Origin of the sequence: Micromonospora sp. DT4, from assembly GCF_049841675.1 — a bacterium.
GTDB lineage: Bacteria > Actinomycetota > Actinomycetes > Mycobacteriales > Micromonosporaceae > Micromonospora.
Genome location: NZ_JBNCKT010000126.1, coordinates 1 through 13,862, shown reverse-complemented (window position 1 = coordinate 13,862; position 13,862 = coordinate 1). Strand labels below are relative to the sequence as shown.

General features: G+C 72.6%; 12 protein-coding genes. All 12 read left to right on the top strand.

Annotation, left to right across the window (positions count from 1 at the left end; translation table 11 throughout):
* Positions 1 to 170 precede the first annotated feature (170 nt).
* Positions 171 to 1,136, top strand: coding sequence for a PrgI family protein (locus tag ACLQ24_RS25255; RefSeq protein WP_425894193.1), 966 nt, complete (start codon positions 171 to 173; stop codon positions 1,134 to 1,136).
* An 8-nt stretch (positions 1,137 to 1,144) separates the two neighbouring features.
* Positions 1,145 to 2,965: a VirB4 family type IV secretion system protein gene (locus ACLQ24_RS25250; protein WP_425894195.1), complete on the top strand. Its 1,821-nt coding sequence runs from the start codon at positions 1,145 to 1,147 to the stop codon at positions 2,963 to 2,965.
* Between the two features lie 23 nt (positions 2,966 to 2,988).
* The gene (locus ACLQ24_RS25245; RefSeq protein WP_425894194.1) at positions 2,989 to 5,472 is read left to right on the top strand and encodes a type IV secretory system conjugative DNA transfer family protein; all 2,484 of its coding nucleotides are present in this window, start codon (positions 2,989 to 2,991) and stop codon (positions 5,470 to 5,472) included.
* A 375-nt stretch (positions 5,473 to 5,847) separates the two neighbouring features.
* Positions 5,848 to 6,687: a replication-relaxation family protein gene (locus ACLQ24_RS25240; RefSeq protein ID WP_425894192.1), complete on the top strand. Its 840-nt coding sequence runs from the start codon at positions 5,848 to 5,850 to the stop codon at positions 6,685 to 6,687.
* A 479-nt stretch (positions 6,688 to 7,166) separates the two neighbouring features.
* Positions 7,167 to 7,979, top strand: coding sequence for a hypothetical protein (locus ACLQ24_RS25235; RefSeq protein WP_425894191.1), 813 nt, complete (start codon positions 7,167 to 7,169; stop codon positions 7,977 to 7,979).
* A gap of 435 nt (positions 7,980 to 8,414) precedes the next feature.
* Positions 8,415 to 9,260 (top strand): hypothetical protein, encoded by an 846-nt coding sequence (locus ACLQ24_RS25230; RefSeq protein WP_425894190.1) that lies wholly within the window; start codon positions 8,415 to 8,417, stop codon positions 9,258 to 9,260.
* On the top strand, positions 9,257 to 9,574 hold the full coding sequence (locus ACLQ24_RS25225; protein ID WP_425894189.1) for a hypothetical protein: 318 nt from the start codon (positions 9,257 to 9,259) through the stop codon (positions 9,572 to 9,574). The genes ACLQ24_RS25230 and ACLQ24_RS25225 overlap by 4 nt, the downstream gene beginning before the upstream one ends.
* 263 nt (positions 9,575 to 9,837) lie before the next feature.
* Positions 9,838 to 10,974 (top strand): FAD-dependent monooxygenase, encoded by a 1,137-nt coding sequence (locus tag ACLQ24_RS25220; RefSeq protein ID WP_425894188.1) that lies wholly within the window; start codon positions 9,838 to 9,840, stop codon positions 10,972 to 10,974.
* Between the two features lie 31 nt (positions 10,975 to 11,005).
* Entirely contained in the window at positions 11,006 to 11,356 is a 351-nt protein-coding gene (locus ACLQ24_RS25215; protein WP_425894187.1) for a histone-like nucleoid-structuring protein Lsr2, read from the top strand.
* A 177-nt stretch (positions 11,357 to 11,533) separates the two neighbouring features.
* Complete coding sequence (locus tag ACLQ24_RS25210; RefSeq protein WP_425894186.1) at positions 11,534 to 12,520, top strand: MarR family transcriptional regulator; 987 nt, start codon at positions 11,534 to 11,536, stop codon at positions 12,518 to 12,520.
* Between the two features lie 96 nt (positions 12,521 to 12,616).
* Positions 12,617 to 13,267: a diguanylate cyclase domain-containing protein gene (locus ACLQ24_RS25205; protein ID WP_425894185.1), complete on the top strand. Its 651-nt coding sequence runs from the start codon at positions 12,617 to 12,619 to the stop codon at positions 13,265 to 13,267.
* Positions 13,268 to 13,407: 140 nt separating this feature from the next.
* On the top strand, positions 13,408 to 13,862 hold a 455-nt coding region (locus tag ACLQ24_RS25200; protein ID WP_425894184.1), incomplete at its 3' end, for a hypothetical protein.

The following is a 13,862-nucleotide window of genomic DNA, read 5'->3' as shown; positions in this document are numbered from 1 at the left end:
GTGATGGTCCTGCTGTGGACCACGCTCAAGGTGCCGGGGCTGATGCGCCGCTACGCCACCAGCGGCGCAGGCGGGCGTGGCGGCAACCCGGTCGGCGCGGTCGTGCGGGTCGTCGTGGTGCAGCAGCTCACCCGCGGGCTGCGCATCCCCGGCCTTGCGGCGGTGCGACGATGAGCCGCGACCGGCGTGACGAACAGGCCGTCACCGCCCGCATGCCCGCCGACGTGGACGCGCCGGACAAGGTGCTCTACGGGCTGACATTCCGGCAACTGGCGATCTTGGCGGTGGCCGCCGTCGTCTTCTACGGCGGCTGGAAGGCCCTGCACACCGTGGTGCCCGCACCCGTTCTGCTCGGCGCGGCCGTCGTGCTCGGCGGCTTGGTGTTCGGCCTTGCTGTCGGCCGCCGCGACGGCCTGCCCATGGACGTGTGGCTGGCCTCCGCGGTGCGCCACTCCCGGGCGCCGCGCGCGTTGTCCACCACCGACACCACCGCGAAGACACCCGACTGGGTGCAGGCCCCGGCGTCGAAGGTGATGCTGCCGGCGCCGCTGAAGTTGCCCGCCGACGCCATCGACGACCACGGGGAGATCAGCCTCGGAGCGGTGAGGGCGGCGATGGTCGCGGCGACCAGCGTCAACCTCGCTTTGCGCACCGCCGACGAGCAGGCCGCCCTGGTTGACACCTTCGGCCGCTGGTTGAACTCGCTGTCGACGCCGACGCAGATCGTGGTGTCGGCGCAGCCGGTCGACCTGCACTCCGCCGCCCGCACCCTCGCCCGAGCGGCGGACTCCATGCCGCACCCAGCTCTCGCCGACGCGGCAGCCGACCACGCCCGGTTCCTCGACGACCTCGCCGAACGGCGCGACCCGCTACGCCGGCAGGTCCTCATCGTCACCCGCACCAACTCGGGTGAGCGCGGTGAGCATGCCGCTCGACGTCGCGCCGACCAGACGGTCCGGTCGCTGTCCGGGCTGGGCGTCACCACCCGCGCCCTGGACGGCCACGCGACGACCACTGCCCTGGCCGCTGCGGCCGACCCATACCGGCCGCCCCGCCCCGGCGGCCTCGCCGCCCCCGACACCACCATCACCGGACCTCCGGTCAGGAGGTCGATACCTGGAAGGACCTCGTCATGACGATCCGCATGCGTCGCCCGACGGCCCGTACCCGCCCGGACGCTGCGGCGCTGCCCCCCGCCGGAGGCGTCGCGGCGACGGTGGCGCCGGCCTCGGTGGAGGTGACGCCGCGGTTCCTGCGGGTCGGGGACGGCTACGCCGCAACCCTGGTGGTCACCGGCTACCCGGCCGAGGTCGGGCCGGCGTGGCTGGAGCCATTGCTGTCCTGGCCCGGCCGGCTGGACCTGGCCCTGCACATCGACCCGATTCCCGCGCCGGTGGCGGCTTCGCGGTTGCGGAACCAGCGGGCCCGGTTCGAGTCGTCCCGGCGGGCGGACGAGCAGAAGGGCAAGCTGGCCGACCCGTACGTGGAGGCCGCCGCCGACGCCGCCGCCGACCTCGCGGAACGCCTTGCTCGCGGGGCGGCGAAGCTGTTTCGCGTCGGCCTGTACCTGACCGTGCACGCCCGCACCGAGGCCGAGCTCCTCGAGGCGTGTGCGCAGGTGAAGGCCGCCGCCGCGTCCACCCTGATCGAGGTGCAGCCGGCGACGTGGCGGCACCTGCCCGGCTGGACCACCACCCTGCCCTTGGCGACGGACAGCCTGCAGATGCGCCGCACCATGGACACCCAGGCCCTCGCCGCCGCGTTTCCCCTCGCCAGCGCGGATCTGCCGGCGCCGCTGCCCGGCGACTCGGCCACCACCGGTGGGGTGCTGTACGGGGTGAACCCAGACTCGCAGGGCATCGTCTGGTGGGACCGGTGGGCGCAGGAGAACCACAACAGCGTGATCCTGGCCCGCTCCGGCGCCGGCAAGTCCTACTTCGTCAAACTCGACGTGCTCCGCAATCTGTACCAGGGAGTGCAGGTGGCCGTCGTCGACCCCGAGGACGAGTACCTCCGCCTTGCGGACGCGGTCGGCGGCACCATCGTGCGACTCGGCGCACCCGGCGTGAAGATCAACCCCCTGGATCTGCCGGCCGGGGACACCCGTCCGGACGTGCTCACCCGCCGCGGGCTGTTCCTGCACACGTTGATCAGCGTGTTGTTGGGGCAGCTGCCGCCGCCCGCTGAGCGCGCCGCCCTGGACCGGGCGATCCTCGCCGTCTACCAGCAGGCGGGCATCACCGCCGACCCCGCCACCCACCACCGTCCCGCGCCGCTGCTGAAGGACCTGGCCGCGACACTGCGGGCCGACGACAACACTGCCGCCCACGAGTTGGCCGCCCGGCTGGCACCGTGGGTGGCCGGCTCGTTCTCCGACCTGTTCGACTCACCGACCACGACCCGCCCGGACGGGCACCTGGTCGTCTGGAGCCTGCGCCACCTGCCCGACGAACTGCGCACCGTCGGCACCCTCCTGGCCCTGGACGAGATCTGGCGGCAGGTCGACCTCCCCCGCCAGTACCGCTCCACCTCCTCGCCGCAGGCGCGGCGGCTGGTCGTGGTGGATGAGGCGTGGCTGCTGATGCGCGACGGTGAAGGCGCCCGGTTCCTGTTCAAGATGTCCAAGGCCGGCCGGAAGCGTAACGCCGGCCTGTCGGTCATCACCCAGGACGTGGCCGACGTGCTCGGCACCGACCTCGGCCGAGCCGTCGTGTCGAATGCGGCCACGCAGGTGCTGCTGAAGCAGGCTCCGCAGGCCATCGACCAGGTCGCTGACGCGTTCGGCCTGACCGCCGGGGAACGCCGGATGCTGCTGTCCGCCCGGGTCGGGCACGGCCTGCTGATATCCGGCACGAACCGGACCGCGTTCGAGTCGATCTCCTCCCAGGCCGAACACCTTCTCGCGACCACGAAGCCATCTGACCTCGCCGACCTCGACTCCGACGACGGGGAGGAGGACCTGTGACACCACTGCATGCCCTGTTGCCGATGCCGACGCCCAGCCCGTCCGGGCCGGGCGCCGGTCTCATCTCTCCGCCGGGCGCGCCCACTCGGTGGGTTCTGCACGCCGCGGATTGGGCGGCCGGCCGGCCGTGGCTACTCGGCGTCGTCGCCGCCATGCTGGTCGCCTATGTTGCCGGGCGCAACCTGGTCGACGGGTGGCGGCACCGCCGCCACGCCGACGGCGCCCGCCTCGTCACGGTCGCCCCGCCGCCGGAGGTCGACCCGCACAGCGCCGCCGCGCTGTGGGCGAACCTGCACGGCACCCTCACCCCATCGCGCCGCCGCCGGCTGCGGTACGGCAGCCCGCACGTGGTGTGGCAGTACACCTGGACCGGCCGGCAGCTGCTCATCTCGATCTGGGTGCCCGGCAGCGTGCCGCACGGGGCGGTGGAGGCTGCCGTGCGGGCCGCGTGGCCCGGTGCCGCCTGCACCACCGACGACCAGGCGCCACCGCCGATCCCGCTGGACGTGCCGGCGGCCGTCGGCGGGCACCTGCTGCCGACCGCCGCGGAGTGGCTGCCGTTCGAAACCGACCACGACAACGACCCGCTGCGGGCGCTGATGTCGGCCGGGTCGCAGCTGAAACCGGATGAGTACGCCTGTGTGCAGGTCCTCGCCCGCCCCGCCACCCCCCGCCGGGCCGCACGGGCCCGCCGCGCCGCCGGCCGGCTACGCGACGGCAAGACGGCCGTACCGGCCATCAATCCCGCCGCCCCGCTCCTGTGGCTCGTCGAGGCGTTCCTGCCTGGCCGCACCACCACCCGCAGCGGCGGCCAGCCGGCCGGCCGCCGGGACCCCGGTGTGGAGCGCGACGTGCGGGCGATCCTCGACAAGACCGCCCACCCGCTGTGGACGATCGGCATCCGCTACGCCATCGCGAAGAACAACCACCGCGGCGGGTCCCGGCCGGAGGCCAGGCTGCGCGGTGTCGCGGACGCGGTCGCCTCGTCGTTCGCCGTGTACGCCGGCCGCAACCGGCTCGCCCACCGGGCGCGGATGGCGCAACCGGTGGCCGTGCTGGCCACACGGCGGCTCGGATCCGGGTTCCTGGCCTCTACTCCCGAGCTGGCCGTCCTCGCGGCGCTGCCGCGGGATCTGGCCGTTCCGGGGTTGGATCGGGCGCGGGCGAAGTCGATGCCCGCCCCGGTGGCGGTGCCGACCGGCGGCCGCGGCATGAAGGTTCTCGGTGACGCCGAAGTCGGTGGCCACGCGGTGGCCCTGTCCGTTGCCGATGCGAGGTATCACATGCATGTGGTCGGATCGACGGGCTCCGGGAAGACCACCCTGCTGGTCAACATGGCCGTCGAGGACATCAAAGCCGGGCGGGGCACCGTGGTCATCGACCCGCACGGCGACATGGTTCTCGACATCCTCGACCGGCTCCCCGCGAGCGTCGCCGGGCGGGTGGTGCTGTTCGACCCCGACCAGCCCAACCCGCCCACCCTCAACCCGTTGTCCGGCAACGACCCGGACCTGGTCGTCGACAACCTCGTGTCGATCTTCGGGAACATCTTCGCCAAGGCGTGGGGGCCGCGGATGGACGACGTCATGCGGGTGGCCTGCCTGACCCTGCTGCGGCACGCCAACGTCACCCTCCAGCACATCCCACCCCTGCTCAACTCGGCGCAGTTCCGGTCGGCGATGACCGTTGGCCTGGACGATCCGGCCGGTCTGTCCGGGTTTTGGCAGTGGTACGACGACCTCAACCCCGCCCTGCGCTCCCAGGTGATCGGCCCCGTCCTCGCGAGGTTGCGGGCGTTCCTGCTGCGGGACTTCGTCAAGCGCACCATGCGCTACCCCCGGTCGAGTTTCGACATGGGCAAGGTTCTCGATGGTGGGGCGTTGCTGGTGCGCATCCCGAAGGGGCAGTTGGGTGAGGACACCAGCAAGCTGCTCGGCTCCCTGGTTCTGGCGCAGGTGTGGCAGGCCGCGACCGCCCGGGCGGCCGTGCCGGCGGACAAACGCCGCGACGCCACGTTGATCATCGATGAGTGTCAGAACTTCCTGACCCTCGCCAACTCCCTCGACTCGATGTTGGCGGAGGCGCGGAAGTACCGGCTGTCGATGGTCCTCGCTCACCAGGACCTGGCACAGTTCCCGAAGGACCTCCTGGCAGCCGCGTCGGCGAACGCCCGCAACAAGCTGTACTTCTCCGTCGCCCCGGAGGACGCCCGCGTCCTGGCGAGGCACACCCTGCCCGAGCTCGATGAGCACGACCTGACGCACCTGGACGCCTACACCGCCGCCGGACGCCTCGTCGTCGGCGGGCGGCAAACACCGGCGTTCACCCTCAAGACCCGCCCGCCGAAGCCGGTCGTGGGCGAGGCGACGGCGATCCGGCAGGCCGCGGCGCAGGCGGTGCCGGCGCAGGACACCAGCGCGATCGACGACCTCGTCGACCGGTTCTCGGCCCGACCCGACGACAACCGCCGGTCCCGGGGCAAGAGCGGTCCGAAGGCGAACACCTGAACTCCGCAGGACGGTTGAAGCGAGATCGACAGACCGGTCGACCGAGGTCGACCGCGTCCCGGTCGCCCCTTCCGTGAGGGCTTCACCAGCTCTTCACCACCGATCACCACACCGCCGTGACAGATCCTGCCGTTCGGGTCTGTCAGTGCCGCTCACCGGCCGTGTCCAGCCTCCGGTGACCACCTCACCGAACTCAGACACCCTCCCTCGGAGGGAACTCCTCTTCCGCTTGGAGCATCCACCGTGTCCACCAACAACTCCGTCTCCCGCTCGACTTCTGCCTCTTCCTCCGCCTCCTCGCCTGGTTCCCGTTCGTCGTCTCGTCTCGCTCGTCTTGACCGGCTTCGTCGCCTTACCGCCCGTGATCATCAGCTGTTGCGTTGGCTAGCCGAGCACTACCTGCTGTCCACCGACCAGATCACCACGGCGCTGTTCCCGTCGCGTCGCTCGGCCCGGCTCCGCCTCGCCCAGTTGCACCAGATGGAGGCGGTCAGCCGGTTCGTGGACGTCACCACCGGCAGCGGCCAGTACCTCTACACTCTCGGACTGCTCGGCGCCGTGGTCCAACCAACCCAGTTCAACGACCCGAACCACGCCGACGCCCGCGCCCCACGCACCAGCATCGACCGCACCGAACGCATCATCGGTAGCCGCCGCCTGGCCCACCTGCTCGGCACCAACCAGCTGTTCATCGACCTCATCAGCTACGCCCGCACCGACGAACACGCCCGGCTGGCGCGGTGGTGGTCCGAACAGCACACCACCGCCGCCTTCGCCGCCGCCTCCTACGCCGCCGGCAGCGGAACCGGTGTCCAGCCCGACGGGCACGGCATCTGGCACGCCGGAGGGCGCACCGTCGGGTTCTTCCTCGAACACGACAACGGCACCGAACCCCTCGGCATCGTGCTGCGCAAGCTGCGCGGGTACGAGCAGCTCGCCCGCTACGGGCCCCGCTACCCGGTGCTGCTGCGCGTCCCAGGCCGCCGCCGCGAGCAGCACCTCCTCGACGCCCTCGCCGGGGTGCCCACCGCCATGCCCGTGGCCACCGGCCTCCACGGCGAGCACCCCGCCGGGCCTGCCTGGACGCTGACCACCGACCCCGGGCCGCGGCGCTGGCTGCACGAACTGCCCTGCGACCACGGCCCGGACAACCCGGCCACCAACCCGCACCGCTTTCCCGACACCGACCTCAGCGGCCCCGACCCGGAGTCCTGACATTCACCTTCAACGCACGCGGAGGGGGGCCGTCCACTGTCGTGGGTGGCTGTGAGACCGACCGGATCTCACAGTCCCGCCTTCCCTTGCCCGCGGAATCGGGCGGTCGTCTGACAGTGCAGGTCAACGGCACTACTGACGATCATGACGGCGGCCGGCGCTGACAGATCCGGCCGCTACCTTCATCGGCACCACCTTCACCCATATATCGCTCCACCCGGTCCGGTCCCACCTCGGGAACCACCGCCGCACCTCACGGTGCGCTCTGCCCACCCGCCCTTGTCGGCCGGTCGGCGCCCGCGCCGCGCGGCGACCCCCAGGTCGCACCGCACCACCCGCACCACCCCGCACCATCCCGCTCCACCAGCAGCGACTCTGCTGCGCCCATCCCTGTTCGTCCCGTGAGTCGACCCATGTACCCGGTGGGCCGGCCGCTTCCGCGCGCCCAACAACGCGCCCTACCGAAGGAGGAACCCCAGATGACCGCAACCAACGGTGCCGCGACCCCGCTGAGCCGCTACGGCACCCGCGTGCCGACGGTGACGCCCCGCCCGGGCCGCAAGCCCACCCCCGCGGCCACCACCGCCAGCACCACGGCACCCACCAGCCCGGTGGTCACGCCGACCGCGACGATCAACACCATGATCGCCTGCCTGCCCGACGGCCTGCCGTCGCAGGCCCTGACCGCCAATCAGCTCGACCGGCACTTCGGCGTGTCCGGCACCCTGCAGCCCCGTTTCTGGGCCATCCCGGACATGTGGCTGTGGCAGCGGCGCGACCTGGTCGCACCGCGGAAGGGACGTCCGGTGTACTGCGCTGGCGGACCGGTCAAGCTGCTCGACCTGAACGCCATGCGCCACGCCGCCGGCGTCGGCGCCGGCATCCGCCACCAACTGTGGCAGCAGGTCGTGCACGGCACCCGGCCGGCCACCCCATGGCCGACCCTGCTGGCCCGCCACCTGGCGGACCCCGCCAAATACCCGCGCGAGCGGGCCGAGGCGGACTTCCACAACCAGGCCCGCGTCAACGCGATGCGGATGCACAACGCGGCCAGCTACGGCGCCGCCCACCTCGCCGTGGGGGAGCTGGAGATGTTCCAGGCAGGCCCGATGGCCTACCAGCACTACAGCGCCACCACCGCCGTGTGCGGCGACGCCCTGCTCACCCCGGACGGGCACAAGCTCGCACCCGCGAGCGACGCCCTCACCCACCGGGTGACCTACCTCGAGCAGGCGATGCGGTACCTCGACAGCGTCGCGACCGACCAGCGGCTGCTCGCCGTCACCCTGTAAAGCACCACCGGATCCGGATCCGGTCGGGCACCGCCACCCATCCCCCTCTTCCCTGGGGATCGACGGCGGCCCGACCGGCTCCCACCCCTTCCCAACCGCACCGCGCCGGCCCTGGCAGCAGACGGCGAGCTCTACCAGCCGCACCCATGAGCCCCGCCGGCCTGCGACGCACACCCCTAACCCGGCCAGCGCGGCGAGACCTCCATGGCAGGTCACCGCCTGTCGGGTACTCGCCGACACCGCCACCCGAACCTCAGCTCCACCTGGCACTCGCGCTCGATCCGGATTTCCGGGTCCGACGCCGTACGTCGCCGCGGCGGGTGTGAGCACGCTGCCGCCCGCGCACGGCCCGGCGCCCCGGGCTGGGGCGCCCCGCAAGCCCGGCCAGCGAACGGCCGACCTTTCCCTCTTCCCCCATCAGGAGGTTCCTTCGCCATGTCCGACCGACTGTGGTTCCGCGTCGACGAGGTCCTGCCCCTCGCCGCACATGCCGCCGCCACCGCCGCGCACTTCAGGACTCGGCAGCAGTACCGGGCAGGTGTCCCGGACCAGGCCGCGCTCATCTGGTCCCACGACGCCGACGGTGACTGGTTGTCCTCCAACGGCGTCCCCCGCTGGTACGACGCCGACGGCGCCGACCACCGGGCCCTCGCCGAAACCTGGACCCACACCGCCACCGGCGCCACCGGCAACCCGGTCCCCGCCGACGACGGGCACGGATTCCTGCCCCTGCACACCGAACACCTCGACGGCCGGCGGGACCTGCTCGACCTGCTCCGCCACGCCCGCCACCACGGGGCGCACTGGTTCGGGCTACACCCCGACCCGGAGAGCGAGGCCACCGGCGACCGCTACCGCATCTCCCGCCACCGCGGCGACATCACCCCACCGCTGGCCACCTGGACCCCGGCGACCGTCACCTGCGACGTGATCGGCGGCGGCACCTACCGCGCCATGGTCGCCACCGGATACACCACTCTCACCCGCGCCGGGCTGCTGTGCCGCTTCCCTCTGTTCGCGGTGCAGCGTATGGCCGCCCACCTCGACGCCCTCTATCCCGGTGACATGCCAGGCGAACATCCCCGGCTGCGGTTCGACGGCGACGAGGTCGCCGTCGAGTGGGAGGACGACGACGGCCTGGGCAGTCGCTGGTTCGAGGACGACCGGGTCGTCCCGGACGCCAACCGCTGCTACGCCATCGGCGCCTACCAGTGGCCGTGGACCCTCGTCGCGTCCGAGGCGACCTCCCGCGCCGCTGACCCGAAGGACCGGTCGCGGTGATCGTCGACGAGGTGTTCCACCAGGGCGGCCCTGGCTGCTACGAGCTGACCCGGGTGCACCACATCGACGGGTACGTCCTGCGGCTGCGGCTCTACCGCAACAGCTACGCCAAGCAGAGCACCGCGGTCGCCGAGGTCCTCACCCCGCTGTTCACCTGGACGATCATCGCCAGCAGCCCCGGTCACGGCTGGCACCGCACCACCCCGACCACCTCACCCGACGCGACGCCGTTGACCCCGGTCGCCGACGAGGTACTGCGGCGGGCGCGGCGGATCCTTCCCGTGCCGCCGCCGTTCACCACGCCCGGCCGGTAACCCGCCAAGGCCGCACCCTCCGGCGCCGCACTGCCCGCCCGGTCGCGCCCTCACCCACCAGCGGACCCAGCCCCGGCTCAGCGTCTTCCGAACCTCCAACCGCCCGCCGCACCACGGCGGGCTGATCAGCGCGTCCACGGCCCACCGCCGCTGACGCGCTTTTTCGCACTGGCACGACCTGGCCGATGCCCGGCCACCCGCGCACTCGCGCACACCCGGGCACGGCCGTGCCCGGGTTCCCACCCCGCAGAAGGGAACCCCCCATGACATCCACCAGCAGGCCCCGCGTCGCCGTCGTCGGCGGCAGTATCACCGGCCCGGTCACCGCGTTGCTGTTGCTGCACGCCGGATTCGACGACGTCACCGTCTACGAGGCCGCGCCGGCGTCCGCGCCCCTGGGCGGCGGCCTCATCGGCCTGGAACACCCCGCCCTCGATGTGCTCGACCGCCTCGACATCGGCCAGCACGAGTTCGTCGCCCACGACTCTGAGGCCATCGTCCAGATGACCATCCGCGACCGCCACCCCGCCGACACCATCCGGCGCACCTACCCGGGGCGGAACACCACCTGGACGCTGCTGCACCAGGCGCTGACCCGCCGCCTACCGGCCGGTGTCCTGCACACCGGAATGAAGGTCATCGCCCTGACCGCGCACGCCGGCCAGCCCGAGTTGCGGTTCCACGGCGGCCACACCGCACCCGCCGACCTGGTCGTGTTCGCCGACGGCCGGTCCTCCACCGGCCGCCGGCTGCTCGACCCCGACCGGACCCTGCGGTACGCCGGCTACGTCGCCCACCGCGGCATCGCCGACGTCACCCCCCAGCCCGGCCTGCGGGACTTCCTGCGGCTGCAGCCCTGCCCCGGTGCGCAGTTCAACCTCGCCCCGGTACCCGGCGGCTGCGACTGGACCTTCTACCTCAACTGCACCAGCACCGAGTACGCGCAGCGGTTCGGCGCCGACCCCACCCGCCGAGTCTTCGCCCTACCCCGACACGTCAGCCCCGCCGCCCGCACCCACGTCGACACCCACGCCGACCAGCTCCTCCCGGCCGACCACGCCGCCGTCGTCCACGCCACCACCACCCGCATGGCGGTGCCAGTCCTCGACATCACCGCACCGGAGCGCATGGTCTGGCCCGTCGGCGCCGGCCACGCCGTCCTGCTCGGCGACGCCCTCGCCCCCGTCCGCCCGCACACCGCCCGCGGCGCCAACAACGGCATCGAACAAGCCGCCGGCCTCGCCGCCGCTCTCACCCAGCACCGCAAGTACGGCGCCGACCTCACCGCCGCCCTGCACGGCTGGCAACGCCGACACCTGCCCGCCGCCGTGGCCGCCGTACACCGCGGGCCCGCCATCGGCCACCGACTCGGCCTCGGCACCCACCAAACCGCCCAGTAACCCACCCCTCGAAGGAAAGGAGGTGGCCCTCGTGGCCACCAAGACCACCGCGATCGTCGTCGACGACCTCGACGGCTCCACCGACGACGTCGGCACCTACCAGTTCGCCTTCAACGGCATCACCTACGAGATCGACCTGTCCGCCGGCAACTTCGACCGGATGGCCGCTGCCTTCGGCCCGTTCATCACGGCCGGACGCCGCCTGCCGAAACAGACCCGCGCACCACGGCGGCAGCACGGCACCGCGACCGGCCGCACCCAGAGCCAGGAGATCCGCACCTGGTGGTGGACCGCGAACTGGCAGGAGCTGAACCTGCCCCGGCCACGAACCGGGGGCGTCATCCCCGCCACGGTCCGCGACGCCTACCACGCCGCGCACTGACCCCCTGTCACCAGCAGGCCGCCCGGCGAGCGTTCGCCGGGCGGCACACCTGTGCGCGTCGCCGGAGTCCCGCACTCCGGGCAAACGACTTGATCAATGCCCGATCCGAAGCGTGCATCAGTGCACGCGCCTCACTCACCGACCCCTGCCGACGGCAGGAGAAAGGGGCCCGCGCCCATGATCAGCACCCCCACCAACACGGCCGCACCAGCACCACTGGCACCCAGCGTCGCGAAGGTCCTCGCCGCGCTGCACCGCCTCGGCGAAGCCACCGCCGCCGCCATCGCCACCGAAGCCGGCCTCGGCTACTCCACCACCACCCCGAAACTGCGCACCCTGGAAACCGCGGGACTGGCCGAGCCCAGCCGAAACGACACCGGACGCAGCCTGTGGCGGCTGACCGACACCGGCCGCGCGCACGTCGAGCAGGGCGAGCACGACGAGCCCGCACCGGAATCCTCCACTTCAGACGTGGACACAGTCACCACCGCCGCAGATCTCGAGCCACGCGGCGACGACACGCAGGTAGCCGGAGATGCCGCCGGGCAGGACCACGACGAGCATCCAGCCGCCGAGATTCCCGCCGATGGGCAGCCGGAGGCCGCCCAGGAGCAAGCATCGCTGGCTGCTGGTGACGTCGAGGCCGCACCCGACGAGGCCGCTGAAGCCGAGGACACCGAAACCGACCACGGCGACGATGACGACCGCTCGACTGCCGACCCCGACGTGCCGGGCGCGACCGACGACACCGACCCGGCCACCGGAACGATGCCCGCAGCGAACGACACGGACGTCAGACCGGCCACACCGGATGGTGGCCCTGCCGGCGGGGCCACCGACAGCACCACGGGCGACCCCGCCCCGGAAGCACCCGCCGCTACGCCGGCCACGGAGGCGGCGGGCGATTCGGCACAGCCCTCTACCCGGCGGGCGTCGGGCTCCCTGCGCGGCGCGGTCCTCGACATCCTCGAGGCCAACCCCGGCCAGCAGTACAAGGTCAGCGAACTGTGCAAGCTGGTCGACCGGGCCAACGAGGGAACCGGCGCGAAAAAGGCCAGCGCGGGCGCGGTCCACAACGCCGCCGCGAAACTCGTCGGGACCGGGCGGGCGGTCCTGGCCGCCGAGAAACCCGTCACGTTCACCCTCGCCGACACCACCGCCTGACCGACCCCGATCCTGCCGGTAGCCCGGAGGCGGGCGTCGAACTTCCCGGAACCACGCCCGCCCCCGGTGCTCCTTAATGCAGAAGGAGCTCTCGAAGTGTCTCCCATCCTGACCTCGATCGTCACCGCCGCCGGGGGAATCCTCGCCGGTCTCGCCCTCGCCGCGGCGCTGCTCTGGCGCCAGCAGCAGGCGCTGACCCGCGCCCGCTACGCCGCCGACCACGACGACACCACCGGCCTGCCCAACCGGCGGGCCCTGCTCGCCGCCCTCACCCGCGCCACCCGCACAGATGGCCCGTTCGGGCTCGTCCTGCTCGACCTCGACGGCTTCAAAGCCGTCAACGACACCCTCGGCCACGAGGCCGGCAACGACGTCCTCACGGAGGTCGGCCGACGGCTGGCCGCCCTGCGAGGACCGGTGCGACTCGCCGCGCGGCTGTCGGGCGACGAGTTCGCCCTGCTGGTCACCGGCGGCCCCGACGACGTGGCAGCCACCGCCCGCGCCGCCTGGCGGGCGGTCGGCCGCCACCCCGTCGACCTCGGCACGCACGCGGTGGCCGTGCGCTCCAGCGTCGGGTACACCAGCGCCGCCCTCGGCGTCAGCCCGCGCACCCTGCTGCACCAGGCCGACATCGCCATGTACCAGGCCAAACAAACCGGAGCCGGGGTCCACGGCGCCACCGCCACCACCGGCCACACCGGACCGCCGCCAGGTGCCCGCCTGCGAGACCTGCGCCGCCGCCGCTGACCGCTCACGGAAACACCAAGAGGACCTCGCGCCCGTCGACGTGCGCGAGGTCCTCACCGTGCCCCGCTCTTATCTGCCCAGCCCTGCTTTCCCTCTCCTCGGCGTCGGTCGCCGAGACCCCGTTAAGGAGCGCATCCGCCATGAGCAGCCCCCACACGTACACCGTCGGCGACCGGGTGACCATCGACCCGACCCTGGCCCGCGCCAGCACCCGGGGCGTCACCTACCGCGTCACCCGGCTGCTGCCGGTCAACGTCATCGTCGAACCCGTCGACGGCGGCCGACCGGTGAAGGTCAACCCCACCTACCTACGGCCCGCCCCCACGGCGGACAGCACCACCACAACCGACAGCAGCAGCACCGGCGGCGGCACCCACAGCGGCGAGTGGACCATGAACCACGAGGCGCCGCTGCACCCGGGCACCCTCGTCACCGTCGCCGGCCCGGGCTGGAAGCAGCCTCCCGGCGAGCTGTACGTGGTGCTACGCGACACCGGGACCGGCCGCGTCTCCCTCGTCCCGCTCGGCGGCAACAACGGCCGCTACTGGCGCGGCGTCTCCCGCCACCTGCTCACCACCGTCGACCCCACCCGCGT